General features: G+C 55.4%; 25 protein-coding genes and 1 tRNA gene. 14 read left to right on the plus strand and 12 right to left on the minus strand.

The features are described from left to right. Nucleotides 1-43: 43 nt before the first annotated feature. Nucleotides 44-358: a DUF2849 domain-containing protein gene (locus ABWV33_RS10255; RefSeq protein WP_353330547.1), complete on the minus strand. Its 315-nt coding sequence runs from the start codon at nucleotides 356-358 to the stop codon at nucleotides 44-46. Further along, complete coding sequence (gene cobA / locus ABWV33_RS10260) at nucleotides 358-1,143, minus strand: uroporphyrinogen-III C-methyltransferase (RefSeq protein WP_353330549.1); 786 nt, start codon at nucleotides 1,141-1,143, stop codon at nucleotides 358-360. Before cobA ends, ABWV33_RS10255 begins: the two co-directional genes overlap by 1 nt. A gap of 142 nt (nucleotides 1,144-1,285) precedes the next feature. On the opposite strand from cobA, the gene ABWV33_RS10265 reads away from it, so the two are divergent. Next, entirely contained in the window at nucleotides 1,286-1,747 is a 462-nt protein-coding gene (locus ABWV33_RS10265) for an Lrp/AsnC family transcriptional regulator (RefSeq protein ID WP_121996965.1), read from the plus strand. Nucleotides 1,748-1,779: 32 nt separating this feature from the next. On the opposite strand, the gene ABWV33_RS10270 is transcribed toward ABWV33_RS10265, so the two are convergent. Further along, on the minus strand, nucleotides 1,780-2,961 hold the full coding sequence (locus ABWV33_RS10270) for a cytochrome P450 (RefSeq protein WP_353330551.1): 1,182 nt from the start codon (nucleotides 2,959-2,961) through the stop codon (nucleotides 1,780-1,782). Between the two features lie 46 nt (nucleotides 2,962-3,007). On the opposite strand from ABWV33_RS10270, the gene ABWV33_RS10275 reads away from it, so the two are divergent. From ABWV33_RS10275 to ABWV33_RS10300, 6 genes are all read left to right on the plus strand, one after another. Beyond that, nucleotides 3,008-4,741, plus strand: a complete 1,734-nt coding sequence (locus ABWV33_RS10275; protein WP_353330553.1) for a sensor histidine kinase — start codon at nucleotides 3,008-3,010, stop codon at nucleotides 4,739-4,741. Then, nucleotides 4,738-5,967 carry a sigma-54-dependent transcriptional regulator gene (locus tag ABWV33_RS10280; protein ID WP_353330554.1) on the plus strand — a complete coding sequence of 410 codons (1,230 nt, stop codon included), beginning with the start codon at nucleotides 4,738-4,740 and terminating at the stop codon, nucleotides 5,965-5,967. The genes ABWV33_RS10275 and ABWV33_RS10280 overlap by 4 nt, the downstream gene beginning before the upstream one ends. Before the next feature lie 371 nt (nucleotides 5,968-6,338). Then, the gene (locus tag ABWV33_RS10285; protein WP_113824535.1) at nucleotides 6,339-7,340 is read left to right on the plus strand and encodes a DctP family TRAP transporter solute-binding subunit; all 1,002 of its coding nucleotides are present in this window, start codon (nucleotides 6,339-6,341) and stop codon (nucleotides 7,338-7,340) included. Nucleotides 7,341-7,461: 121 nt separating this feature from the next. Beyond that, entirely contained in the window at nucleotides 7,462-8,142 is a 681-nt protein-coding gene (locus tag ABWV33_RS10290; RefSeq protein WP_113824534.1) for a TRAP transporter small permease, read from the plus strand. Further along, entirely contained in the window at nucleotides 8,142-9,560 is a 1,419-nt protein-coding gene (locus ABWV33_RS10295; protein WP_113824533.1) for a TRAP transporter large permease, read from the plus strand. The genes ABWV33_RS10290 and ABWV33_RS10295 overlap by 1 nt, the downstream gene beginning before the upstream one ends. 192 nt (nucleotides 9,561-9,752) lie before the next feature. After that, complete coding sequence (locus ABWV33_RS10300; protein WP_353330557.1) at nucleotides 9,753-12,011, plus strand: molybdopterin guanine dinucleotide-containing S/N-oxide reductase; 2,259 nt, start codon at nucleotides 9,753-9,755, stop codon at nucleotides 12,009-12,011. A 105-nt stretch (nucleotides 12,012-12,116) separates the two neighbouring features. Here ABWV33_RS10300 and tpiA read toward each other — a convergent pair whose 3' ends face one another. Further along, nucleotides 12,117-12,866: a triose-phosphate isomerase gene (gene tpiA / locus ABWV33_RS10305; protein ID WP_353330559.1), complete on the minus strand. Its 750-nt coding sequence runs from the start codon at nucleotides 12,864-12,866 to the stop codon at nucleotides 12,117-12,119. 126 nt (nucleotides 12,867-12,992) lie between these two features. Between tpiA and ABWV33_RS10310 the strand changes: the two genes are divergently transcribed. Continuing rightward, nucleotides 12,993-13,925, plus strand: coding sequence for an isopenicillin N synthase family dioxygenase (locus ABWV33_RS10310; protein ID WP_353330561.1), 933 nt, complete (start codon nucleotides 12,993-12,995; stop codon nucleotides 13,923-13,925). A gap of 16 nt (nucleotides 13,926-13,941) precedes the next feature. On the opposite strand, the gene ABWV33_RS10315 is transcribed toward ABWV33_RS10310, so the two are convergent. The 5 genes from ABWV33_RS10315 to ABWV33_RS10335 all read right to left on the minus strand — a co-directional run bounded on the left by ABWV33_RS10315 (nucleotide 13,942) and on the right by ABWV33_RS10335 (nucleotide 18,174). After that, nucleotides 13,942-14,310, minus strand: a complete 369-nt coding sequence (locus tag ABWV33_RS10315) for a HesB/IscA family protein (protein ID WP_353330563.1) — start codon at nucleotides 14,308-14,310, stop codon at nucleotides 13,942-13,944. Nucleotides 14,311-14,475: 165 nt separating this feature from the next. Continuing rightward, complete coding sequence (locus ABWV33_RS10320; protein ID WP_353330565.1) at nucleotides 14,476-15,705, minus strand: glycerophosphodiester phosphodiesterase family protein; 1,230 nt, start codon at nucleotides 15,703-15,705, stop codon at nucleotides 14,476-14,478. A gap of 142 nt (nucleotides 15,706-15,847) precedes the next feature. Continuing rightward, nucleotides 15,848-16,210 carry an SUF system Fe-S cluster assembly protein gene (locus ABWV33_RS10325; protein WP_113824527.1) on the minus strand — a complete coding sequence of 121 codons (363 nt, stop codon included), beginning with the start codon at nucleotides 16,208-16,210 and terminating at the stop codon, nucleotides 15,848-15,850. Nucleotides 16,211-16,724: 514 nt separating this feature from the next. After that, nucleotides 16,725-17,252, minus strand: coding sequence for a porin (locus tag ABWV33_RS10330; RefSeq protein ID WP_353330567.1), 528 nt, complete (start codon nucleotides 17,250-17,252; stop codon nucleotides 16,725-16,727). 229 nt (nucleotides 17,253-17,481) lie between these two features. After that, the gene (locus tag ABWV33_RS10335; protein ID WP_353330569.1) at nucleotides 17,482-18,174 is read right to left on the minus strand and encodes a CatB-related O-acetyltransferase; all 693 of its coding nucleotides are present in this window, start codon (nucleotides 18,172-18,174) and stop codon (nucleotides 17,482-17,484) included. Nucleotides 18,175-18,275: 101 nt separating this feature from the next. Here ABWV33_RS10335 and ABWV33_RS10340 point away from each other — a divergent pair, with 101 nt between their 5' ends. Then, a complete protein-coding gene (locus ABWV33_RS10340; RefSeq protein ID WP_353330571.1) occupies nucleotides 18,276-18,743 on the plus strand; it encodes a MarR family winged helix-turn-helix transcriptional regulator in 468 nt (155 codons plus the stop codon). Between the two features lie 175 nt (nucleotides 18,744-18,918). Here ABWV33_RS10340 and ABWV33_RS10345 read toward each other — a convergent pair whose 3' ends face one another. Together ABWV33_RS10345 and ABWV33_RS10350 are read right to left on the minus strand one after the other, a co-directional pair. Further along, nucleotides 18,919-19,197, minus strand: a complete 279-nt coding sequence (locus ABWV33_RS10345; RefSeq protein WP_121996975.1) for an NfeD family protein — start codon at nucleotides 19,195-19,197, stop codon at nucleotides 18,919-18,921. Next, complete coding sequence (locus ABWV33_RS10350; RefSeq protein ID WP_121996976.1) at nucleotides 19,197-20,087, minus strand: SPFH domain-containing protein; 891 nt, start codon at nucleotides 20,085-20,087, stop codon at nucleotides 19,197-19,199. Before ABWV33_RS10350 ends, ABWV33_RS10345 begins: the two co-directional genes overlap by 1 nt. A gap of 162 nt (nucleotides 20,088-20,249) precedes the next feature. On the opposite strand from ABWV33_RS10350, the gene ABWV33_RS10355 reads away from it, so the two are divergent. The 5 genes from ABWV33_RS10355 (at nucleotide 20,250) to ABWV33_RS10375 (ending at nucleotide 25,809) form a co-directional block, all read left to right on the plus strand. Next, a complete protein-coding gene (locus ABWV33_RS10355) occupies nucleotides 20,250-21,161 on the plus strand; it encodes a nucleoside hydrolase (protein ID WP_502930906.1) in 912 nt (303 codons plus the stop codon). Nucleotides 21,162-21,234: 73 nt separating this feature from the next. Continuing rightward, a complete protein-coding gene (gene tgt / locus ABWV33_RS10360; protein ID WP_353330576.1) occupies nucleotides 21,235-22,365 on the plus strand; it encodes a tRNA guanosine(34) transglycosylase Tgt in 1,131 nt (376 codons plus the stop codon). A 285-nt stretch (nucleotides 22,366-22,650) separates the two neighbouring features. After that, on the plus strand, nucleotides 22,651-25,065 hold the full coding sequence (lon, locus tag ABWV33_RS10365; RefSeq protein WP_113824520.1) for an endopeptidase La: 2,415 nt from the start codon (nucleotides 22,651-22,653) through the stop codon (nucleotides 25,063-25,065). Nucleotides 25,066-25,247: 182 nt separating this feature from the next. Continuing rightward, a complete protein-coding gene (locus tag ABWV33_RS10370; protein ID WP_251134324.1) occupies nucleotides 25,248-25,721 on the plus strand; it encodes an HU family DNA-binding protein in 474 nt (157 codons plus the stop codon). A 12-nt stretch (nucleotides 25,722-25,733) separates the two neighbouring features. Next, nucleotides 25,734-25,809 (plus strand) — tRNA-Val (locus ABWV33_RS10375). Between the two features lie 98 nt (nucleotides 25,810-25,907). Here the strand turns inward: ABWV33_RS10375 and ABWV33_RS10380 are convergent. After that, nucleotides 25,908-26,324, minus strand: coding sequence for a YqaA family protein (locus ABWV33_RS10380; protein WP_353330578.1), 417 nt, complete (start codon nucleotides 26,322-26,324; stop codon nucleotides 25,908-25,910). Nucleotides 26,325-26,403 lie beyond the last annotated feature (79 nt).

Raw genomic sequence — 26,403 nt, forward strand, 5'->3', positions numbered from 1 at the left:
CAGGGCCTTGGAATGGGAAGAGCGATCTTGGGCAGATCTAGGCTCAGGTCTGGGGCTGCGGGGGGAGTTCTTGTTTGCCGTGGAAATAATTCGACGGACCAGTGCGCCGGAAATCTTCACGGAAATGGGTCGGTTCCGGGCCAGTTGAACCAAGGGCAACATCGGCCAAATACGCGCCAACGATGATGTTGGCCTGACGTTCGGCATCGAGCAGGCGCACCTGTGCGTGGGCTTCATCAGTGATGACTTCGGCCTCGGACAAGGTGCGGGACCAGTCATCCGTTGCGGTCAGATAGATCACGTCACCTTCGAGAAGATGATTTGCGGTGACGACTTTAGGAGTGAAAGCACGGGCCATTATGCGAGTTCCTTCTTGAATTCGGTCAGAGCCTGCGCCGCATCGCGGGGCGCAAGGCCGTAAAAGGTCAGGGCGGGGCCGTTCAGTTCGGCCGCAGTAAGGTCAACAGGCAAGTTCTCAAGAGATGTCGCCAAAATACGCTGGTTTGGACGGGATGCGTTTTCAACCAAAGTGATGGGCGTCGCGCGGTCGGCGCCGTGCATTATCAGTCGGCCCTGAACAAAACGTGCAGATTTCTTGCCCATATAGATGGCCGCAACTTCGCCGCCTTGCGCGAGCGCAGCCCAGTCGTGATCTGCAAAGCCTTGCATGTCGTGGCCGGTCAGGAACCGAACCGAAGAATTGCGACCCCGGCGCGTCAGGCTTTGGCCGATCGACGCCACTGCCGCAGAGGCTGCGGTAATGCCGGGAACGATTGCCCACGAGATGTCAGCGGCTTGGACCGCGTCGATTTCTTCATCCAGACGACCAAATACGGTGGGGTCTCCGGATTTCAGGCGCACAACACGTGCACCAGTCAAAGCGTATTCGACCAGCAGGGCATCAATATCTTCTTGTTTCCAAGAAGGACCAAAGCCTGCCTTGCCTACATCAACCAATGTTGCCGTCTGACAGGCCACATCCAGAATGTCCTGACTGATCAAGCGGTCGTGCATCACGATGTCCGCAGCTTCAAAGGCACGCATGGCCTTGAGTGTCAGCAGGTCTGGATCACCAGGACCGGCGCCGACAAAGTCGACATGGCCTGGCATAGGCTGTGCAGTGGTGGTGAATTGATCAGGCATTGCGGCCCCCGGTGGTGTTTGACTTGACCTTCAATATAGGAAATATTCCCTACAAACTGCTATATGCAGGAGAAGATAAGGATGTTTGTTCCGGTTTTTGAATAAAGTGGAACACCAGTCTCGAAAGAAGGAAGAAACTAGAATGTCTGTACGAATAGACGATACGGATCGGAAAATTTTGGCAGAGCTGCAACGCGACGCGAGCCAGTCTTTGGATGAAATTGCCGGTCAAGTCGGCAGTTCAAAGACCCCAGTTTGGAATCGCATCCGTAAATTGCGCGCCGCTGGGGTGATCGGTCAGCAGACCGTGGTCCTGGACGCCGAGGCGCTTGGATACGAGGCCTGTTTCTTTGTCTTGATCCGCACCTCGGAACACGAGGCGGAATGGCAAAACGCATTCCTTAAGGCATTGCGAGATCGCCCCGAAGTGCAGGAAGCCCACCGACTGGCTGGGGATATCGACTATATTCTAAAGGTCCGTGTTAAGAACGCCCGCGCTTATGATGCGTTCTATCAGGCGTTGATTTCCGAAGTGCGCGTACACAACGTGACCGCGCTGCTATCGATGGAAGAGATCAAATCGACTACGATGCTGCCGCTGTAAAAAATTGGGGGCGGCGGCCCCCTTTGGTTTTTTCAGGTTTGGACAATCAAGTTCGACAGACCGTGAAAGTGATAGGTATCGGAATACTGCGGCTGCTCGAATAGGCGCAGATTGGGGCATCGCTCAAACAAGATCGGAAGGGCGACGCGCATTTCCAGACGTGCCAAAGGTGCGCCAACACAGAAATGCAGGCCACCCCCGAAACTGGTATTGGTTTGGATCGGACGTGTTGGGGTAAACTGATCCGGGGCGCCCCACACGGTAGGGTCATGATTGGCCGCCCCAAGCAACAGCGCAACTTGGTCGCCACGATAGAAATGGTGGCCGAAAAGGGTAAGTTCTTCATAGGCATAGCGTGTGAACATGTGCAGTGGGGGATCATGCCGCAAAATCTCTTCGACAGTGGTGTCTAATGTTTCAGGATTAAACAGGTGCGATTGGGTTTTGGTCTGCAATAGGGTTTTGACCCCATTTGACAGGGCATGGACAGTGGCTTCGTGACCGGCGTTCAATACAAGGATGCAGGTGCCGATCAGTTCATCAGTCGACAGCTTGGTGCCTTCTTCCTCGGCTGCAATCAATCGCGTAATCAGATCATCGCGGGGATCGGTCCGACGTGGTGTGATGTATTCCGTTAGAAATGCGGTGAATTCCGCTGAGGATTTGGCGGCAGTGTCTTCGGTCTGGCGGGTTCGGTTGGCTTGATACATGGCAACCATGTCATGTGACCAACGGAGCAATTCCGGCGCCATCTTTTCAGGCACCCCTAGAAGGCGACAGATAGTGATCACCGGGACCTGAGTGCAATAGGCATTCAGCAGATCAAAGGGCTGATCGGGAAAGCGATCAATTAACTGGTGACACAGGGTTTCGATATCCGGCGTGAGGGCTGTGATTGTGCGTGATGTAAACGCCCGCAGGATCAAAGCCCGCAAACGGGAATGGCGCGGTGGTTCCGCTTCTAGCAAAGAGTGGGCCTCGACCTTGAGCCATGGGGCCAGATGATCGGGCCCTTGAATTGCCATCTCAGTGGGAACTTCGCGCCCAAACCGGCGGTCGCGTAAGATGGTGTGCACCGCCTCATGTGTGAACGCTGCGGGCATTTTGTACTGCTGCCAGAACAGCAGCGGGCCTTGCGCCCGCGCCTCAGCATAATAGGCATAAGGGTTCTGAACAAACGCGGGATCTGTCGGGTCTTGGTCGAATGTCTTCATAAGGCGCACCCTTGCGTTGACGCGTGTTGGATGCAAGACCCTTGATATGCAACGACATTGGATCATCCTTGGATTTTTGTTGGTGGTCGGCGCGCTCAGCGCCGGCGTTTGGTCGTATGGCTACAGTCAAGCGGTTGGACAATTGGCCAAACGCGGCGAGGCTGATCTGGAACTGGCCAGCGGCCGGCTCAGTACACAATTGCAGCGGTTTCAAGAAACGGCTGTGTTGTTGGCGGACCATCCGGCCTTGGACCATCTGGATACCCCGTTGGGTTTGGAGGCGGCAAAGGCCCTGTTGCTTGGCGTCGCGGATAAGACATCGGCGCTTGAATTGATGTATGCGGATAGAACCGGCACGGTTTTGGTTTCAGCGCGTGGTCTTGCCCCACCGAACTTGAATGCCCGGTCCTATTTCCGTCGGGCGATGCAAGGGGCGCTTGGCAGCGGTCACGGAATCAAAGATCCGCTGGAACGGCGTGCTTATTATTATGCTGCTCCGGATTTCTCCCCCGATGGGCGGGTGCGCGGGGCCTTAGTCATAGCGGTTGATATTGCGAATATCGAATGGGATTGGCGCGGGAGTAAGCCAGCGGTTTTCTTTACCGATACAAGGGGAGAGGTCTTTATCTCGAACCGGTCGGAAATTCTGTTCTGGCGTCGGGGGCCGGGGGGAGCTGGTTTGATACCACCCAATGGCGGGGCTTTGCCCTTTCAGGCGCAGGTGCTGGACCCACATGAGATCTGGCGCTTGGATTGGGGCCCATATTTGCCGGATACAGCCCTGCATCTGGTTCAGAACCTGCCGGTCATCGGATTGCGGGGCGAAGCGTTGATTGACGTTGCCCCGGCGCGGCAACTGGCGTGGTTGCAGACCTATGCGGTGGCGGCGATTTGCCTTGCGTTTGGGGCGATGTTGTTTCTGGCCACTGAACGGCGACGTACGTTGGCCGAGGCCAACGCGGTGCTGGAAAGCCGGGTTTCGGAACGGACACGCGCCTTATCCGCCAGCAATGTGCAGCTCCGGCGTGAAGTGTCTGAGCGTCAAGAGGCCGAAGCCGCATTAAAAAAAGCGCAGGCTGAGTTGGTCCAAGCTGGAAAGCTCAGTGCCTTGGGGCAGATGTCCGCAGGGATCAGTCACGAGTTGAACCAACCGCTGATGGCAATTCAGCAATTTGCAGACAACGGCACTGCTTTCCTTGAGCGCGGCAAGGCCGAGCGCGCGGGTGAAAATCTGGGCCGGATTTCGCAAATGGCGACACGTATGGCCAGGATCATCAAGAACCTGCGTGCCTTTGCCCGCAATGAAAACGAGCCGATGGGGCGCGTGGATTTGGTGCAGGTGATCAATACAGCGGTTGAGTTGACGGAACCGCGCCTGAAAGCAGATGGCGTGGACTTGATCTGGGCCTCTCCCACACAAGCGGTATATGCGTGGGGCGGCGAGGTGCGTCTGGTGCAGGTCTTTGTCAATCTGTTGAACAATGCGGCGGATGCGATGGCTGGGGCGGATTTGCGTGAAATAGAGATCAAGCTGACACCGGGCGCGCGCTTGGAAGTCGCCGTGTGTGACACCGGACCGGGGATAGAAGAGCCGGAAAAGATCTTTGATCCGTTTTATTCCACCAAAGCCGTCGGCAGTTCCGAAGGCATGGGGCTTGGGTTGTCAATTTCATATGGGCTGGTTCAGAGTTTCGGCGGCAATATCCGAGGGTCTAACCGGACTCGGGGCGCAATGTTTGTGGTCGAATTGGACTATTACAAAGAAGGAACGGCGGTATGATCCGTAAAATCCTGGTGGTTGATGACGATGTCGCTGTGCGGGAGGCTTTGGCGCAAACTTTGGAGCTGGCCGATCTCGATGCCATCACTGCAGGGTCATTTGTCGGGGCCAAGGACCATATCACGCCCGAATTTGACGGCGTGATCCTGTCAGATATTCGCATGCCCGGGCGGGATGGGTTTCACCTGTTGAACTACACCAAAGATGTGGACGAAGAACTGCCGGTGATCTTGCTGACCGGTGAGGGTGATATTCCGATGGCCGTGCAGGCGATGGGAGAGGGGGCCTTTGGGTTTCTTGAAAAACCCTGCGCGGCGGTGGATCTGTTGCCTGTGTTGGAACGGGCGTTGAAAACGCGCGGATTGGTTTTGGAAAACCGAACCCTGAAGCAACAGCTTGAAACCGGTGATCCGGCGGCGCGGATGTTGTTTGGGACTTCTCCGCAATCCGAAGAATTGCGACAAAAGGTCCGGCGATTTGCGCCGACAGGAGCCGAAGTTTTGGTGACAGGGGCACCTGGCAGCGGCATTTCCAAAGTAGCAGAAGTGATCCATCTGATGTCACCAACGGGTCAGGGACCGTTTGTGAAGCGCCCCGCCGCTGGCACGAATGCTACAGAATTTGCACAATTTTGTACGGACGCGGTGGGAGGGTCTTTGTTTATTGATGAAGTGTCTGCATTGCCTGAGGCCACGCAATACGCGGCTCTGGAATTGATCGAACAGGGGCCAAACACGCGCATCATTGCCGGAACAACCGTGGACCTTGCTGATTTGGTAAGACGGGGCATGTTCAATGCCGACTTGTTTTACCGGTTGGATGTGATGCGGGTACGGATCCCGGCTTTGGCCGAACGTCCCGAAGATATTCCGGTGATCTTTCGCCATTATGTGGCACAGGCGGCGGAGCAGGCTGGCATTGAAATGCCAGAGGTCACACCAGAACATCTGGCGGCGCTGATGGCACAGGATTGGCCCGGGAATGCGAGATCCCTTATGTCAGCGGCGATGCGGTTTGTTCTAGGTATGCCAGAAGATGTGGCGGAAGCCTCGGAAATGGGATTGGCGGAGCAATTGGCGCGGGTGGAACGGTCATTACTGATCGCGGCTCTAGGGCGTCAGAATGGCAAAGCATCCGATACCGCTAAGGCTCTGAAGCTGCCTCGCAAGACGTTTTACGACAAGCTTGCGCGTTATGGCATTCGCCCCGAAGATTACCGGCGTTAACCAAACACTCCCGCGCTCTGACCACGCATCCTAGATGCGCGGCCACAGGCCTTGGGCGGGGCAGCCCGACTGCGCCGGACTGCGGTCAGTCTGGATCCTAAGGTGAGTCGCGGAACGATTCGGTGAAGTGTGCGGAAATTCGCACAGTGCGCGTTCGAGGTGTGCGGGAAACCGCACAGCGGAGTTTGTCCCAGTTTTATCTGCGCTCATTAATTCGATATAACATGTTGTAAATGAACAGATATGATCTAACTGCAAGTCAGGTCTGCTGAGTTGTTGAGTACGTGGCTGCGATTCGTTTCACTCACCGCAGCGCGCCGCAGCTGCGGCGTATGCCTATGAATTCTGAATTATTCTGGAGGGAGAGACAGATGAAACTTTTGACAACAGCAGCCACGGCATTGGCATTGAGCGTTACCGCAACGGCTGGTTTTGCGGCATGCGATGATGGCGAAATCGTAGTGAAGTTCGCGCATGTGACCAACACTGACAAGCACCCCAAGGGGATTGCTGCTTCGTTGCTGGAAAAGCGTGTGAACGAAGAAATGAACGGTACTATGTGCCTTGAGGTTTACCCAAACTCAACGCTCTACAACGATAACAAAGTTCTCGAAGCGATGCTGCAGGGCGATGTTCAGCTGGCGGCACCTTCGCTGTCCAAATTCGAAAAGTTCACCAAGCAGTTCCGTCTGTTTGATCTGCCCTTCATGTTTAAGAACATCGACGCAGTGGACGCATTCCAAGGGTCTGAAGATGGTCAGGCTATGCTGGACAGCATGCAGCGACGTGGTCTGCAGGGGCTCGGGTTCTGGCACAATGGTATGAAGCAGATGTCGGCGAACAAGCCGCTGATTTCTCCATCTGATGCCAATGGCCTGAAATTCCGCGTACAATCCAGCGATGTTCTGGTTGCACAGATGGAAGCCATCGGCGGTTCGCCCCAGAAAATGGCATTCTCAGAAGTGTACGGCGCGCTGCAGCAGGGTGTTGTGGATGGTCAGGAAAACACCTGGTCCAACATCTACGGCAAGAAGTTTTTCGAAGTGCAGGACGGTGTCACTGAAACCAACCATGGCATCATTGACTATCTGGTTGTGACCAGTGTCGATTGGCTCGACAGCCTGGATCCAGCGGTACGGGATCAGTTCACAACTATCCTGAATGAGGTCACAGAGACCCGCAACAAAGAAGCGTTTTCTGTGAACGAAGCGGCCAAAGCATCGATCACAGAGGCCGGTGGTAAAATCGTCCAGCTGGACGCAGATCAGCGTCAGGCTTGGGTCGATACAATGCGCCCAGTTTGGGACAAATTCGCAGGCGACGTTGGTCAAGACAAGATTGACGCAGCACAAGCGATCAACGCCAAGCACTAACCAACAAGACAGGCGCTGCTGCATTCGGGGACTGGGGAGTGTTCGACGCAGCCGCCAAGGCGGGCCACGAGATGGCCCGCCGCTAAAAAAAATCATTCAATAACAATGTGGGGACAGTGAGATGTCTGGTTCGAGATCCGGGTCACCCGGGGTCATCGACCAGATCGAAGAGACCGTTATTGCGGTACTCTTGGGTCTGATGACGGCGGTGACATTTGCCAACGTGATTGCACGCTTTGTGTTCAATTCAAATATTCTATGGGCCTTGGAACTGACGGTCTTTATGTTCGCTTGGCTCGTGTTGCTGGGCGCGTCGTATGCGGTCAAAACCCATGCGCATCTGGGCGTTGATGCCATCGTGAACATGTTGCCGACCGCGGGGCGTCGTGTGCTGGCATTGATCACTGTCGGCGCATGCCTGATTTTCTCGCTGCTGATGCTGAAGGGCGCGTATGATTATTGGGCTGTTTTTGCCGATCTGCCGCCCACATCGGGGCGTTGGTTCCCGACGGGGTTTGACCTGAAAGCGCGCAGCCAATCGTTTTACGAGGTGCAGGATGTTCCCATGGTTGGCATGTTCTCGTTTCTCGAAGATCTGATCAACTACGGGGATCGCTATGAAAAGCTGCCCAAGGTTGTGCCGTATCTGATCCTTCCCTTGTCGATGTTTTTGCTGGTGCTGCGCTTTGCGCAGGCTGGAATTCAAGTGTGGAAGGGCGAGGCGGATCGCCTGGTGGCCAGCCACGAAGTTGAAGATGAGTTGGACGAGGCTCGGGCCCGCGCGACCGAGGGAGAAAACTGATGGACGTCATTCTGTTGTTTGGCATGGTCATTGGCCTGATGCTGATTGGTGTGCCGATCGCTGTGTCGCTGGGCCTGAGTTCGACCCTGTTTTTGTTGGTTTATTCCGACAGTTCGCTGGCCTCTGTCGCGGGTACCTTGTTCGAAGCATTTGAAGGTCACTTTACCCTCTTGGCGATCCCGTTTTTCATTCTTGCCTCGACTTTCATGTCGACTGGCGGTGTGGCGCAGCGGATCATCCGGTTCTCGATTGCATGTGTCGGGCATTTTCAGGGTGGATTGGCGATTGCCGGTGTGTTTGCCTGTATGATGTTTGCGGCGCTTTCTGGATCGTCCCCTGCGACCGTGGTCGCCATTGGGTCGATTGTCATCGCAGCCATGCGTCAGGCCGGGTATACAAAAGAGTTCGCAGCAGGCGTGATCTGTAACGCGGGTACTCTGGGCATCCTGATCCCGCCGTCGATCGTGATGGTGGTTTATGCAGCCTCGGTGGACGTGTCCGTTGGGCGCATGTTCCTGGCGGGGATTATTCCCGGCTTGTTGGCGGGTCTGATGCTGATGGTGACGATTTATGTGATTGCGCGGATCAAGAACATGCCCAAGGGCGAATGGGCCGGATGGGGTGAAGTTGGCTCTTCTTTCCGCGAGGCATTCTGGGGTCTGTTTTTGATCGTGATCATCATGGTCGGGATCTACGGCTACCCTTGGTATTCGACCGAATTGGGCATTTACAAAGAAGGCGCGATTTTCACGCCAACCGAAGCGGCGGCTGTTGCCTCTGTCTATGCGTTCTTTGTGGCGACGTTTGTTTACCGCGATATGGGACCGCTGGCCGAAAAGGGCGACCGCCCACGTCGGTCTGTGATGCAGGCCCCATTGGCTTTGCTGTCAGTGTGGGTGCATCCCGATACCAAGCGCGCGTTGTTTGATGCGGGTAAGTTGACCGTTACACTGATGTTCGTGATCGCTAACGCTCTGATCCTGAAGCACGTTCTGACGGATGAACAAGTCCCACAGAGTATTGCAACCGCGATGTTGTCCGCTGGATTTGGTCCTGTGATGTTCCTGGTGGTTGTGAATGTGATCCTGTTGATCGGTGGTCAGTTCATGGAGCCTTCTGGCTTGTTGGTGATCGTTGCGCCTTTGGTGTTTCCGATTGCAATTGAGCTGGGCATTGATCCGATCCACTTGGGTATCATCATGGTGGTGAACATGGAAATCGGGATGATCACACCGCCTGTTGGTCTGAACTTGTTCGTCACTTCTGGCGTGGCAGGGATGCCAATGATGTCGGTGGTCCGAGCGGCTCTGCCGTTCTTGGCCGTCCTGTTCGTGTTCCTGATCATGGTGACCTATATTCCATGGCTCAGCACGATGATCCCCAACGCGGTTATGGGACCTGAGATCATTACCAATTAGACATCGAAAACGGGTGATGCCCTGTTTTAGGTGAATCTGCGATGTCAAAACTGATTGTACCCTGCCAGAGGAAATCTGGCAGGGTATTTTCGTGTTGGGTGGGGCCCTTGGCTTGCGATTTGGACCGCGATCCCGATAGTGCTGGATGTTAGAGTACATGACCGCCCGTGTGTTAAAGATGAGGACCAGCGATTGACCAAGGCAACAGATTTTCCCCTGACCAGTTTTCACTGGGGCACCTATCGGGCCGAAGCCCGCAACGGTGACCTTGTTGCTTTGCACCCGTTTGAGGAAGATCCTGACCCTTCGCCAATCGGGCAGGGGTATTTGGGGGCCTTGAAAGGCCCTGATCGTATCACCGCGCCAATGGTGCGCAAAGGCTGGCTCGAAGGCGGCGCGGGTACCAAGGGGTCTTTGCGGGGCAAAGACGCCTTTGTTGAGGTTAGCTGGGATGAGGCAGAACAACTGATTGCGGATGAACTGACGCGGGTCATCAACGCCCATGGCAACCAAAGCATATTTGCTGGATCTTATGGTTGGGCCAGTGCCGGACGGTTTCATCACGCGCAGAGCCATCTCAAAAGGTTTCTGAACCTTCTTGGTGGCTTTACCCGATCTGTGAATAGCTACAGCCTTGCCTCTGGCGAAGTCATTCTGCCCCACGTGTTGGGTGGGGCAGAACTCATCTACGATGCCACCAGTTGGCAGTCGATCATTGAATCGTGCGACCTGATGGTCGCGTTTGGTGGCGTTCCAATAAAGAATTCGATGATAGGCCAGGGGGGGCTGGGGGCACACCGCACGCGGCCAGCCCTGTTAGAAGCAAGGGCGGCGGGGGTTGAGTTCGTCAATATCTCACCTCTGAAATCGGATCTGTCAGATGCGCTTAGCGCTGAGTGGATCGCGCCCAGACCTTCGACCGATGCGGCGCTGATGATTGGCCTTGCCCATGTATTGCTGAGCGAAGGATTGTCCGATCGTGCATTTCTAGACCGCTACACCGTCGGGTTTGATCGTTTTGCAAACTATCTGACAGGTGAGAGCGACGGCATCGTCAAAAATACTGATTGGGCCGCTGAAATTTGTGGGATTCGGTCCGAAGAAATACAAACTCTGGCGCGGCGCATGGCCAGTGGACGCACAATGATTTCTGTGGCTTGGGCGCTGACCCGACAAGACCACGGAGAGCAAAACTTTTGGCTGGGCACTGTTCTGGCCGCCATGCTGGGACAGATCGGCCTACCAGGGGGCGGCGTTGGCTTTGGGTATGGGGCGGTGAATACGGTCGGGCTTGAGCGACCCAGTCCCCGGTTTCAGGCGGTGCCGCAAGGGCGCAATAAGGTAAAGACCTTTATCCCCGTCGCTCGGATTGCCGAGATGTTGGAAAACCCGGGCGGAGAGTTTGACTATAACGGGAAGAAGCACCAGTTTCCTGACACAAAACTGATCTGGTGGGCGGGCGGTAATCCGTTTCACCATCATCAGGATCTGAACCGATTGCGCCGGGCCTGGGCGCGGCCTGATACGGTGATTGTGAACGATTGGTGCTGGAATAGCGCGGCACAACACGCTGATATCGTATTGCCTTGTACCACACCGTTAGAGCGCGCGGATATCACCTTGTCACCGCGTGATCCGTATCTTGTGGTGATGGACAAGGTCGTCGAGCCCAGTGGGCAGGCGCGGGACGATTACGATATTTTCCGGGGCATCGCGCGCCATCTGGGGATCGATAGGAAATATTCCGAAGAGCGGGACGCTGACCAGTGGATCACTTGGCTGTATGAGCAATCCCGAAAATCAGCCACGCGGGCGCAAATTGACCTGCCTCCGCTTGATGAATTGCGCAAAACCGGATGGTTCAAGATGCCGGTACCGAACGAGCCGCACATCATGCTTAGCAAATTTCGACAAGACCCCGAAGCGTCGCCGCTGCGAACGCCCAGCGGTAAGATCGAGATTTTTTCAGAGAAGATTGCAAGCTTTGGTTACGATGACTGTCCGGGGCATCCGACGTGGATGGAACCTGTTGAATGGCTGGGGCGAGCAGAGCAGGGACAATTGCACCTGATTTCGAACCAGCCGAAAAACAAACTGCACAGTCAACTTGATCAGGGACCAGTGGCGCAGGGCGACCGTATTGGCGGGCGTGAGCCTGCGATGTTGCATCCCGACGACGCTGCCGCACATGGCATTCGTGACGGGGACTGTATCCGTGTCTTCAACGGCCGTGGCGCATGTTTGTGCGGGGCGGTCGTTTCAGATTCAATTGTGCCCGGGGTTATTCAGATTAGTACCGGTGCTTGGTTCCGGCCTGACCCAGACACAGATGTCTGTCTTAGCGGCAATCCAAATGTCTTGTGTAAGGACAAAGGGACATCCAGATTGAGCCAAGGACCCACAGCACATTCGTGCTTGGTTCGCGTCGCGCTTCAGGACGAACGCCTTTGATGACATGTGGACAATCTGAAAATCGGTTTTGGGGCGAGACTGCCCCAAAACAAACGTGTTCTGCTTCCCATCTGGAGGAAGAGATCACAGCTCAGTAACGTTCCTTCAGGATTGCTCAAGCGCTGTGATGATGGGGGAAAAATCAGCTGCTTTCAGGCTCGCTCCGCCAACCAATGCACCATCTACATTTGGCACTGCAAAGATTTCGGCCGCGTTCGAGGGCTTTACTGACCCCCCATATAGCAAGCGGACAGAGCGGCCCACGCCCTCGCCAAAGCGGCGTTCCAAACGGACACGAATGAAGTCGTGCACCTCAGCGATTTGTTCCAATGTTGGCACCATTCCGGTTCCGATAGCCCAGATCGGTTCGTAGGCAATAACCAAGTTCTCGCCTGTTGCCTGATCCGGGATCGATCCGGACATCTGGCCAGCGATAATATCCAGCGTATTGGCAGCCTCGCGTTGCGCAAGACTTTCTCCGAGGCAGATCACAGTAACAAGGCCGGCATTCATCGCTGTGCGTGCTTTGGCGCGTACGTCTTCGTTGCGTTCATCATGATCTTCGCGGCGCTCCGAGTGGCCAAGGATGACGGCGGTCGCCCCAGCATCCAGCAACATGTCTGCGCTGGTGTCCCCCGTGTGAGCCCCTGAAACGGCTGTATGGCAGTCTTGGCCACCAATTGTGATCTGTGATTGAGCCGTCACATTAGCTGCGCGAGACAGCAAGGGGGCCGGTGGGCAGATCAGGATATCCACGTCCGGGGTCGGATGGATTGAGGCCAGTGTGTTCAGCTCAGCGAGGGCCGCGCTGGTGCCATTCATCTTCCAATTACCTGCTGCCAATTTGCGCCGCATGCGTATCCCTCTCACGATCGTGTTCTTTTTAACAATCAGCATCCGATACCATTGCCCAGTACAAGTGACAATTGGTCTTGCTTGCTCTAAGAGCGCGGGTCAGAGCAGAATTTGCAGGGTAGACAGATGATCGACAATCTCGATTTGGCCAAGCTTGACGCACGCGAGACAGGTGAAATGACTCGGTTGGCCGATGCGGTGAAAAATGTGGGGTTTCTGACGGTTTCGAACACTGGGATCGAAGCGGATCGCGTGCGGCAGGTGATGGACAGCTATCGATCGTTTTTCGCCTTGCCCGAGCCAATAAAGCGCAAAGTGGATATGGCGCTTACTGGATCAAACAGAGGGTGGGGCGCCGCGCAGTCCGAACAGGTCGATCCGGGGGCAAACCCTGACTATAAACAGGTGTTTGATTGCGGATATGAATTGCCCGCCGGTGATCCGGTCGCGGCGCGCGAGCTGAGCGTATACGCCCCAAATCTCTGGCCAGAAGACATGCCGGATTTTAAGGTTGATATTCAGGCCTATTATACTGAGACGGCGGGCGTGGCGATGCGGATCTTGCGCGCCATCGCTGCTGCAATCGGCCAAGACGACACTGCGTTTGATGACTCCTTTGGAACGCCTATGGCATTGTTGCGTGGCAATTATTACCCCGAACGTCCAGCATGGGCTGGCGACAAAGATTTCGGTATTGCTGCACACACGGATTACGGTTGTCTGACCTTGCTGGCAACGGACGGGGTTCCGGGGCTTGAGGTGCAGATGCCGGATGAAAGCTGGCAGCCCGTGTCGGCGTCGCCGGGTCTTTTTGTGATCAACTTTGGCGAAATGCTTGAATTCTGGACCGCTGGTCAGGTCAAAGCAACATTGCACCGTGTCAAAGGGGGATCAGAAGAGCGGATCTCCGTGCCGCTGTTTTTCAACCCTGCCTATGACACAAACGTGGCCCCCGTTGGATCCGGGCAAGTGATCACCGCTGGGGACCACCTGACGCGTCGGTATGATGAAACATACATCCACCTCCAAGATAGGTCGGGTTCCACCCCGGCAACCTAGGAATCGGACGTCAAATTTAGCTGGCTGCGGCTATGTCTTGATCTTTGAACTTGATCGACTCGCCGCATCCGCAGGCCTCTGTCACGTTGGGGTTGTTGAATTTGAACCCCGCTTCAAGCAGTGAAACCTCATAATCGATTTCGGTTCCAAAGAGGAACATCTGCGCCATCGGCGCGATCATGACTCGTGCTCCATCCTGTTCAACAACCTCGTCCAAGGGGTTGGTTTCAGTGACATATTCCATGGTGTATTCCATGCCCGCACAGCCGCCCTTTTTGACGCCGATGCGCAAGCCGGTATGACCGTCTTTAGCCATCAGTTTGGCGATCTGGCCAGCGGCCTTGGGGGTGATGGTGACAGCTTGTTTGCCGGGAATGCCGAACATTGGAAACTCCTATGCGCGGATCACGCGCTTGTTGTCCCTAACTTAGGGCCGCAAGGGCGCAGGCTCAAGAGGGGCAATGATCAACTTTGGATACATGTTTCTGGGAAACACGAAAAAGGGCCGCTTGATGAGCAAACGGCCCGATTTGATTGGGATCGATTTGGCTTACAGACCCATGCAGTTGGCATAATAGGTTACAGTCGCAGGCCAATCTGAGAACATGCCTTTGATCTTTACGTCCTGTGCCAGAACATCCAGCAGCTGATAATACATGCTGTCATCGGTGGTAACATCTTTGACAGATTGGAAATACCAACCTCCTCCGCTGGCCAAGGGGCCAGAGCGTTCAAGCGTCCAGGTGATGATCTCAAGCCCCGCGTCCTGTGCGGCAATGGCCCAAGCAGAAGCGACGATTTTGTCCTGCTCGGTGGTCACCAGCATCCACATCGGCGGAGCGATGAAGTTCACACCTTTGGATTTGAGATCAACAAAGTCGTGCGGAAAGGTTTCTGGGTTGGTGTGGTCGAACCCGTCGATCTTGTAGGAGGCATCGAGAAAGACGGCTTGTTTGCCGAATTCAGGTTCGTTTTCAATCCAATACAGCACATCGTCGAGGTTGAAGGACTGCGCCCAAACATCGGATGCAGGCACGCCAGCGGCCTTATATTCGTCGATTATTTTCTGAGCATAATCAGCTTGAGAAAAGCCGTTAAAGGGCATTTCAACCGATGGGGATTTTAGCTCGGGCGTGAATTTTGCACCTAGGGCGCGGAACAGCTCGATCGACTCGGCGTGGGTCATTTGCTGTGCGCCGTCGGTGAACAAATCGGTGCGATAGGGCGCGATCCCGCCCTGGTAAGCCGCTGAAGTCTTGGCAGTTTTGTCGGCACTGTCCATCTTGGGCTTCAGCGTCCGAAATTCAGCCAATGTAATCTCTGAGGTTCGGCATTCAGCCGTGGCCGGGGTGTCGTCCGTGGCAGCTGTGAACGGGGTTTTGCATGTGGAGGCAAGGTCGCTGGTCAGGATGTTGGTGGTGGTGTGCAAGTCGTTTTGGGCGTGACGGCAGACCAGCTCCAGATCCTTGGTGAATGTAACGTCACATTCCAGAATCCCGGCGCCCATGCCTGCGGCGGCGACGTTTGATTCTACGGTATGCTCGGGAAACATCAGCGGGGCGCCACGGTGACCGATTGAAAACAGCGACCGTTTTGGGGCTTGACCCGCACAGGATTGCAGCTTGGTTTTCAGCGCACCCTCGGGCAGCTTTTCGATAAGGTAAGCGGGACGCGGGCCATAATTGAGCCCGGTTGTAGGAACCTCAGAAGAGGTTGACCCGACAGCAAAGGCTAGCGAGGGGCTGAGCGCCAGAGCGGTGCAGAGTGCAGGAAAACGCATTTGAAATCTCCGATATTCGTTTGCCCGGAGAGGTGCCAGCAGACTGTGACAGGCAGGCGACGGGACCGTGACGGTCCCGTTACTTTTTTGTAAAGCCGCAGCGACAATGCCGCAAGTTTTCACATGTAACCGCTTGAATGCGTTACATGAAGCCCAATTCAAGGCGGGCTTCGTCGGACATCATTTCCATGCCCCAGGGCGGTTCCCAGATCAGTTCGACGTCGACGTGTTTGACACCGGCAACGGGTTCGATGGCTTCGATCAACCAACCGGGCATTTCGCCTGCGACAGGGCAGCCAGGGGCCGTCAAGGACATCAGCACCTTGACCTCGTTCTGGTCATTGATGTCGATGGTATAGATCAAACCCAGCTCGTAAATGTTGACCGGAATTTCGGGGTCATACACGGTACGGCAGGCTTCGACCACGAGCTCGTAAAGCGGGTGGGTCACAGAGGAGGGTGCAATCAAAGGGGCACCTTCTAGGGGTTCGGTCGATTGAGTCATCGGGGGCCTCAGTATGGTTCCTGAGTGTTTATATAGGGAAGCAGCTGTGGAGCGTCCAGAGGTCAGCGTGTCATGTCGCACTCGCAGAATGGATAGCGGATCACCGGGGGGTGACATGCGTGCATCCCCCGTGCACCCCCTGTGCACCGCCGCGGCGCAGCAAATTTGACCCTGATGGATGGCGTTAGGGATATCAGAATTGAGCCACCCTCGGTCTGAAGGGCTGAACCCGGAGGCCGCCTTTTTGGGTGAAAGAGCCGCCTGCGGATTTTGGTTAGTTTTCCAACTTTCCAATGGCCTCGGCTATTTTGGCAAGGCCTGAATAGACCGCGCCACCCAGAATGCAGGCGCCGACGATAATTCCGACAAATAAGATGATTGAACCCGGCTCCATGAGGGGTCTCCTTATGTGGTTTCTACCCGTCAAGGGACGGCGGCTGTGGTTGGGACGGCGACTTTGCAGTCCTCAACCTTTTTTCGGGGCGCTTGGCTTTTTAACTGGCCCTGATGAGACTTAGAATTGGTAGGAGATACCGAGCGCCAGAGAGGTTGTATCCGCATCAACGCCCGTGGATTTGATATCGAAACTGTCCCGAATAAGTTCCCCGCTGAGGATAATGCTATCCGTTGCTTTGTACCCAACCCCAATGCCATAGGTTGCGCCGCTTTCGTTGGTATTGCCAAGGTCGATATTTGCGTAGCCGAGAATGCCATAGACCAAGGTCGGCCCCAAATCGTAACCGGCCTTTAGCTTTAGCCGGGTTGTGTCCATGTCTTTGGATGGGCCTAACCCTTTGTATTCGGCGGTGCCATAGCTCAGTTCAGCCCCGATGACCCACTTGTCGGCAAGGCCGTGGTTATAGCCCAGCTGCAGGCCATAGACGGCGGAATGGTCGCTAAGGCCGGCCGTGCCGCTGGTAAGGTCAGCGTCTGAGGCGCCAAAGTGAACGCCGGCGTAAAAGCCGTTCCAATCGTCGCCTGCGAGGGCGAGGGTCGGGGCGTTAAGCAGGGCCGCGATTGCGGTCAATGTTGCGATCTTCATTGTCTTTGCTTTCTAGGTTGTTCGCAGGGCGTTCTTGTCCAAGCGATTGGGTTGCCCTGGCATCTGCAGGGGGGTGATTGGCCCGCAGGCCTTCGGCCGATGAAACATGGTTTCATCAGGGAACGCCGTTGGGCGGAGGTTTGGGGCGTCGGCTAGCGCGAGACAGCCTTCTTGGCTGCGCAAAATGACGCAGAGAGAGACCGTTTTGTGCTGTGGGACTAGTCTGAGCTTAGTCTTGAGGTTCGTTCATGATGTCAGCATCGTTTTGCTCCGCCAACGCAAGAACATCGCCTTGTTCGATCAGGTGGAGGTTTCGGGCAATTTTTTCCGAGGGCCAAGACCACCAAGCGATTTCCAGCAACTGGCTAATTTCAGCAGGGTTAAACCGCATGCGGATGATTTTTGCGGGGTTGCCGGAAACCACCGCATAATCTGGAATTTTGCCACGCACGACGGCCCTTGCGGCGACGATGACGCCGCAGCCAAGTTCGGCTCCGGGCATTAATACGGCCTCTCGTCCGATCCAGCAATCATGTCCCACAATCGTATCTCGCCCCCGAGGGAGGGACGCGCGGTAGGTGCCCATTCGGTCTGGGTCAAAGACGCTAAAGGGATAGGTTGAAAGGCCGTCCATAGGGTGGTTGGCGGTGGCAGTTATGAATTGCACGCCTTGCGCAATCTGGCAGAACCTGCCGATGCGCAATTGCTCTGGCGCGCCGGGGAACAGGTAAGGGGCCAAAGCGCCTGCATGATCGTCTGGCAAGCTACGGTCATTGTAATAAGTCCAATCCCCAACTTCTATGTTGGGGTGGTCGATGACTTCGGACAGGAAAACCGTGGCTGGATCATGCGAGCCATCCGGAAAGATCAAAGGGTTTTTGGTTCTTGGGTTGGGTAGAGGTATCCGGTTCTCGTCAGCCATGGGGCCACTCCGCGTCTGGAAACATGATCTTGCATAGGGTAATTATGATGTGGGAGAAAATATGTCAACTCAGTTGACGAATAAATTGAGGAGGCATTCAAATGTCCAACGATACAGAGGATATGACGCCTGCTGAGATGCTGTATGCCGGGATCGTAATGACCCGTCCTTTGTTGCGTAATATCACCTCGCGTCTTGAGGCGGATTTGGACGGGACGGGTGTTGGTGTTGGCGAACGGGCCATTCTGGAGGTGCTGGTATCGGTCCCTCAGGCCACTGGACCTGAAATCACCCAGATGCTGCAAGTGACACGGCAGCTTGTCGGGCGCTTGCTCAAGGAGATGATCGAGCGGGGGCTTTTGAAAACCATTCCCAATCCCAAGCACCGGACCTCGCATTACTATACTTTGACAAAAGAAAGCCGCGATTTGATTGAAGAGATTCGTGCGACAGAGATGGCGCGGATTGGTGAATTTGCTGCGTGCTTCACGCCCGAAGAAATTCGCGCGTATTACGCCGTGCAGAAGAAGCTGGATGCGGTCATGACACAGGGTTACGACGGCCAATAAAGGGCTGATCTGACACGCTTAGCAACAGATGCATTTTGCCAGGAGTCACATCGGTTTCGTGTCATCATCACTTAACTGGCTGTGGAAGTGCTCTGGTCAGAAGGGAGCCATCAACACACCCATTCAGGCGCTAGTGTCTTTACCCCGACCCGAAGGCCGGGGAGAAGAGGAAGGCTCAGTCGTTGATGTCATTGGTGAAGTGTTTCACCTGACCTTTGGGTAGGGCGAAGAACTTGCGCATGATCAGCCAAGCGGCCAGTGACAGCGCGGCAAAGATCAGCAGGAGCACCGACAGGCTGAGGCTCATTCCTGAAAGCAGCAGGATAAGCCCAACTGCGAGTGCGCCGATGGCAAAGCCCAGAAAGACAAAGCCGGGGATCAGCACCTCAAGGATGCCAAGCACCAGCGCTCCGGCCATCCAGACCCACCAGAGTGTCCAGAATTCAGCGGTCATTACTTACCCCCTTTCAGCATTTTGAAGGCATCTCCGAAGGCTTCGAGTGCGTTGGCAGGTAGGACGATGGTTTGTTTGCCGGTGCCGTTGCCCAAGGCGTTCAGAGCGTCGACCTGTTTCAGGGCAACTTGGTATTGCGCAGCTTCAATGCCGTGATCGGCGATGGCTTTGGCCACGACTTCGGTGGCGTAGGCTTCGGCATCGGCTTCGATGCGGCGGGCTTTGGCGATCTGTTCGGCGGCATAAAGTTCGGCGTCGGCGTTCAATTCGACGGCGCGTTTTGCACCTTCGGCTTCGGTCACCTGTGCACGGCGGGCGCGCTCGGCGTTGAGCTGTTGCAGCATCGCGTCGCGGGTGGCTTGATCCAGATTCACGTCTAGGATTTCGGCGCGGGTGACTTCGATACCCCAATCATCAACCGAACTTTCAACTAGGGCTTTGATTGTAGTGATCAGTTGGTTGCGGTTGGATTGCACTTCGTCGAGATCCATTTTGCCGATTTCAGCCCGCACGATGCCGGCAACGGTTGTAGAAATCGCGGCGTCCACATCGCGGATCCGGTAGACGGTCTTTTCCGGTTCGGTGATGCGGTAAAAGACTGAGGTATCGACTTGTACCAGCACGTTGTCTTTGGTGATCGCGTCTTGGCTCGCAGTAGGCAACTGACGTTCAAGGATCGAGATGCGGTGCGCAACAGCGTCCAGAAACGGCACGATAAAGTTGATGCCGGGGCCAAGCACGGAATGCAGGCGGCCAAAACGTTCCACCACGTATTTTTCTGACTGGGGAACGATGCGTATACCTTTGAGGATGACGACGACAATGAAGACCGCGCCAAGCAGGTAAAGGATGTTTTGGGTAATCAGGCCGATGAGCTGATCTTCGGTCATGAGGGGCTCCTAAGGTGTTGTGTACAATGGTATACACTTGTGGGTTGTGTGGTGCATTTTCAAGATGTGTAGGGGGGGAAAGGCTGGGTGCGCAACTCATTTACCGCGTCGGGCGGGGCGTTGGGGATTGGCGCCCGGAGGCCTGTGGCGTATCGAAGGGGTATGAAAATGATTATTGATACAGATCCGGGAATCGATGATGCGATGGCGATTGCCTACGCCGTCGCTGCCCCTGAGATCGAGTTGCTGGCGTTGACCACCGTGTTTGGCAATACCTTTGTTGGGCAATCCAGCCGGAACGCGCGGTACCTGTTGGACCGCTTGGGCGTCGACGTGCCGGTGGCGCAAGGGGCGGCATTGCCTTATGGCGCCAGCGACTATCAGCCCTCGGCCTATGTGCATGGTCCCGAAGGGTATGGGGATATGGTGGATATTCCCGAGGTGGGCCGCAACCATGCCTTGCCAGCAGCAGAGTATCTGGTTGAGATGGCGCGGGCGCACAAAGGCGAGTTGGTGGTTTGTGCCATTGGCCCGCTGACCAACATCGCGGATGCTTTGCGGTTAGATCCTGAATTCGGGCGCAACCTCAAGCAATTGGTGATCATGGGCGGGGCGGTGTATTGTCCCGGCAACATCACCGACGCGGCTGAGGCAAATATCTATCACGATGCCAGGGCCGCGGATGAGGTGTTTGCCGCCGAGATGGAGACGGTTCTGGTTGGCTTGGATGTGACGCTGCAAACGCTGTATACCCCGCAGGATTTTGAGACTTTGGCCGGGGCATCTGTCGATATGGGCGGGTTCTTGCGCGATATTTCGCAGTTCTACCTAAAATTCTACAAAGAGGCTGCTGGGTTGGAGGGCTGTGGGTTGCACGACTCGACGGCTGTGATTGCCTGTGCGCATCGGCATCTCTTTGATCTGGCTGAGGTCGGGGTTTCGGTCGCTTTGGACGGGCCTGAATTGGGCGCGACGCGCACGGATGCGGCGCGGCCAAAAATCAAGGTCTGCCGGGGAATAGATCACGCCGCGGTTGTTGGGCTGTTCTCAGATCACGTGGCGCGATTGCCCTGAGGGGCAATCGGCTTGCAAAAAACGCGGTGATCGGGCACATCCTGCCCGCTTGAGCCAATTTGGAGTGTCTCAGATGTCTGACCGTATCTCTTTTGATCTGCATGCCACCGATGGCAAAGCCCGGACCGGGGTGATCAACACCCCGCGCGGAGACATCCGCACGCCTGCTTTTATGCCGGTTGGCACCGCAGCGACGGTCAAGGCGATGATGCCGGAAAGCGTGCGCGAGACCGGTGCGGATATTCTGTTGGGCAACACCTATCACCTGATGCTGCGCCCCACCGCTGAACGGATCGACCGTTTGGGGGGATTGCACAAGTTCATGAATTGGGACCGGCCCATTTTGACGGACTCGGGCGGGTTTCAGGTCATGTCGCTGGCGAATTTGCGCAAGTTGACGGAAAAAGGCGTGACGTTCAAAAGCCACGTGGATGGGTCCAAGCACGAACTGACACCGGAACGGTCGATGGAGATCCAAAAGTTGTTGGGATCTGACATTGTGATGTGTTTTGACGAATGCCCGGCTCTGCCTGCGGATCGGGATCGGATCGCTGAGTCGATGCGCCTGTCAATGCGGTGGGCCGAGCGGTCAAAGGACGCCTTTGGGGATCGTCCTGGGCATGCTTTGTTTGGCATTATGCAAGGGGGGCTGGAGGAAGATCTGCGTGAAGAAAGCGCTGCGGCTCTGACCAAGATCGGCTTTGACGGCTATGCGGTTGGCGGATTGGCCGTGGGCGAGGGGCAGGAGGCGATGTTTGACTGCCTTGACTATGCACCCGATTACCTGCCGCAGGACAAACCTCGCTATCTGATGGGCGTTGGCAAGCCGGATGACATTGTGGGCGCTGTCGCGCGTGGTATCGACATGATGGATTGTGTCTTGCCGTCGCGATCTGGGCGCACCGGTCAGGTGTTCACCCGCAATGGAGTGGTGAACATCAAAAATGCCCGCCACGCGGATGATCCGCGTCCCTTGGACGAGGCGTGCAGCTGTCCGGCCTGTTCAAAATACTCCCGCGCCTATCTGCATCATGTGTTCCGATCCAACGAGATGATTTCGGGCATGCTGCTAACCTGGCACAACCTGCACTATTTCCAAGAGATCATGCAGGGCATGCGCGACGCGATTGCGGCGGGCACCTTTGCGTCTTGGCAGGCGGATTTTCATGCTCAGCGCGCCCAAGGCGATATCGAACCGCTCTAGTGTTGCGTGCTTGTGACGGTGGGCCGCTCGCGCATATGTGCATCACCCCGCCCACCATCTCGTATTGAATTTTTGTAGCGGGATTTATGTGTGAATGAAAATTCATCATGTGCCCGTTCTCGCCTTGCGGTCAGGTGTGACACAGGTCATTCTATCGCTCACGAATTTGCCGGTGCGGTTGAAATGCAGGTCTCTGTGCCCCACGTTGTTAACCCATGACCGGAGATGGCCGAGTGTTGCCTTGAATAGGGACCAGTGCCGTCTTGCCAATGATAAGGATAGAGCATGCAAGAGCCTCTGAACTCCTCTTACCCGGTATTGCCGCTGCGCGACATTGTGGTGTTCCCACATATGATTGTGCCGCTGTTTGTGGGCCGTGAAAAATCGGTTCGCGCCTTGGAAGAGGTAATGCAGGACGACAAACAGATTCTGTTGAGCAGTCAGATTGATCCCGGTGAGGATGATCCAGCGACAGATGGGATTTATAAGGCCGGGGTGCTGGCCAATGTACTGCAACTGCTGAAGCTACCCGATGGCACCGTAAAGGTGCTTGTCGAGGGGCAAGCGCGGGTGCGGATCACGGAATTCCTTGAAAACGATATCTTTTTTGAAGCGCGCGCCGAGTATCTGACCGAGATGCCCGGTGACGTGACCACAACCGAGGCGTTGTTGCGCACGGTTGGGGATGAATTCGAGCGCTATGCAAAGGTGCGTAAAAACATCCCGGAAGAGGCTTTGGCGGCGGTTGGTGAAAGCACCGAGCCTGCGAAGCTGGCGGATCTTGTCGCCGGTCATCTGGGCATTGAAGTTGAGCAAAAGCAGGAACTGCTGGAAACGCTGAGCGTCAGTGAGCGTCTGGAGAAGGTTTATGGCCTGATGCAGGGCGAAATGTCGGTTCTGCAGGTCGAGAAAAAGATCAAGACCCGTGTCAAATCTCAGATGGAGAAGACACAGCGCGAATATTATCTGAATGAGCAGATGAAGGCCATTCAGAAGGAATTGGGCGATGGTGAAGAGGGCGGCAATGAAGTTGCCGAACTGGAAGCCAAAATTGCCAAGACCAAGCTGAGCAAGGAAGCGCGCGAAAAGGTCGAAGGCGAGCTGAAGAAGCTCAAGAATATGTCGCCGATGTCGGCGGAAGCTACTGTTGTGCGCAACTATCTGGATTGGATCCTGTCGATTCCATGGGGAGATAAGTCCCGTGTGAAAAAGGATCTGGGCCGTGCGCAGAAGATTTTGGATGATGACCACTATGGTTTGGAAAAGGTCAAAGAGCGTATCGTTGAATACCTAGCGGTGCAGCAGCGGTCGAAAAAGCTGAAAGGCCCGATCCTGTGTCTTGTTGGTCCTCCGGGTGTGGGGAAGACCTCGCTTGGGAAATCAGTTGCCAAGGCAACGGGCCGTGAATTCATACGTATTTCGCTGGGCGGTGTGCGTGATGAATCCGAGATCCGGGGACACCGTCGGACCTATATCGGATCGATGCCGGGTAAGATCATTCAGGCGTTGAAAAAGGCCAAAACAACCAACCCGCTGATCTTGCTCGATGAAATCGACAAGATGGGTCAAGATTTCCGGGGTGATCCCGCGTCGGCGATGCTGGAAGTGTTGGATCCGGAGCAGAACGGCACCTTTGTCGATCACTATCTCGAGGTTGAGTATGACCTGAGCAATGTGATGTTCCTGACCACCTCGAACAGCTACAATATGCCAGGGCCGTTGTTGGATCGGATGGAGATAATCCCGCTGGCGGGCTACACCGAAGATGAAAAGCGTGAGATCGCGAAGCAGCATCTGGTAGGCAAGCAGGTCAAGAACCATGGGTTGAAAGCCAAGGAATTCTCGCTTGAGGATGAAGCGTTGACCGATATCATTCGGGTCTACACCCGTGAGGCTGGCGTGCGGAATCTGGAGCGTGAGATCGCCAAGGTTGCGCGGAAATCGCTGACCAAGATCATCAAGAAAGAGGCGGACTCGGTCACGGTGACGTCGGATAATCTGGATGAATTCCTGGGTGTGAAGAAATTCCGCTATGGTCTGGCCGAAAAAGAGGATCAGGTCGGGGTTGTAACCGGGCTTGCCTATACCTCGGTCGGGGGCGAATTGCTGAGCATCGAGGCGCTGCGCCTGCCGGGCAAGGGTCGGATGAAGACGACCGGTAAGTTGGGCGATGTGATGAAGGAATCCATCGAAGCGGCGTCGAGCTATGTGCGGTCGGTGTCCCCTCAGTTGGGAATTAAGCCGCCACGGTTCGACAATTGGGACATCCACGTGCACGTGCCCGAAGGGGCGACGCCCAAAGATGGACCAAGTGCGGGTCTGGCCATGGTGACGTCGATTGTTTCCGTGTTGACCAAAATCCCGGTGCGCAAAGATATTGCGATGACGGGCGAGGTCACATTGCGCGGCAACGCGTTGGCGATTGGTGGTCTGAAAGAAAAACTGTTGGCTGCTCTGCGCGGTGGGATCACCACGGTTCTGATCCCGCAAGAGAATGAAAAGGATCTGCCTGAGATCCCGGACAATGTGAAAGAGGGTTTGGAAATCATTCCTGTCAGCCATGTGTCCGAAGTTCTGAAGCACGCGCTGGTCAGACAACCCGAAGCGGTTGAATGGGATGAGGCTGCAGAAGAAGAAAAAGCTGCCGCCGCGAAATCGGCGATTTCATCGGGTGATGGAGCCACGGCAACTGCGCATTAAGTCGGGTTGGTTTTAAAAATTTGAAGGGGCGTGCCAATGGGCGCGCCCCTTTCTCTTTTTGTCGTGTCACCAAAGCGGTCCAAAGCTGAGGGTCACAGGTTTAAGAAATATTTGGGTTATTGTGGCAAAACCGGAAACAAAGCTGTATTCTGAGACAAAGCAAAAAATCATAGAGGCATGACATGGCAAGACGAGCGACGAAGACCGCGACGACCACACGCAAGCCTGTGGCGAGCAAAGCGAAGCCCAAGGCACCAGTTGTGGCTGCCGACCCGGAAGTCTTTAAGGACACAGCCGATTCCGAAGGGCCTTTGCCCAAGGTTGTGAAAGTTTCAGAGCCAGAATCCAGTGATGTGGAAACCGGTGAACCCGAAATGAAAAAACGGGAACTGATTGATCTGGTTGTGGCCCGGTCTGGTGTGAAGAAAAAGGATGCGAAGCCTGCGATTGAAGCGGCGCTGGCTATTCTTGGCGAAACAATTGCCGAAGGTCGCGAACTCAATCTTCAACCTTTGGGCAAGCTGCGCATCAACCGCACAGAAGACAAAGGCAACGGTCGGATCATCATCTGTAAACTGCGGCAGAGTCTGGTTTCGCAGAATGTAATTCAGAGCGATGAAAAAGAACCTCTTGCAGCGGCGATGGAGGAGCTGTAAGAGGCTGCTCACGGGTGATTAGCTCAGTTGGTAGAGCGCTTCGTTTACACCGAAGATGTCGGGAGTTCGAGCCTCTCATCACCCACCAAATTCTCGTATCTCGTTGTTGGATTTGATGCATGCCTGACGGATTGTTGGGCGTGGTTTCCGGATTTTTTTGGGTTTTCTGTTTGATGTTCCAGTGACTTAGATGACCCAGCCAATCGCCACATAGCGAAGCGATTTCCCGACTGCGACTAGGGGCAGGAACACCGCAAGTCGTACGTTCAACGCCCCAGCCGCAAGGGTTAGCGGATCGCCAACCACCGGGACCCACGCGAACAACAACGACCAAAGCCCATAGCGGTTAAAGGCCTGTTCAGCGCGTGTCAGTTGCGGTTGTGAAAAGGGGAACCATCGGTGATCTGACCAATGCATCAAAAACCGGCCCAAGTACCAGTTGAGAAGTGCGCCAAGCGTATTGCCCAATGCCGCGATTGAAACCAGCAGCCATGTATTGAACTCGCCTGAGGTCAGAGCCAGTGTCAGCATCACTTCGGATGAGAAGGGCAGAATGGTTGCGGCCAAGAACGCCCCGAAGAACAAGCTGATCAGGGTAAGCATAAGAGGGCAGTCCTGCGATTGGTTTATGGCGCTTGATCTAGCGGGCAAGATGAGGCGCGCCGCCCGGATCGTGACATCA

This window comes from Phaeobacter sp. NW0010-22, from assembly GCF_040365955.1.
Lineage (GTDB): Bacteria > Pseudomonadota > Alphaproteobacteria > Rhodobacterales > Rhodobacteraceae > OMPR01.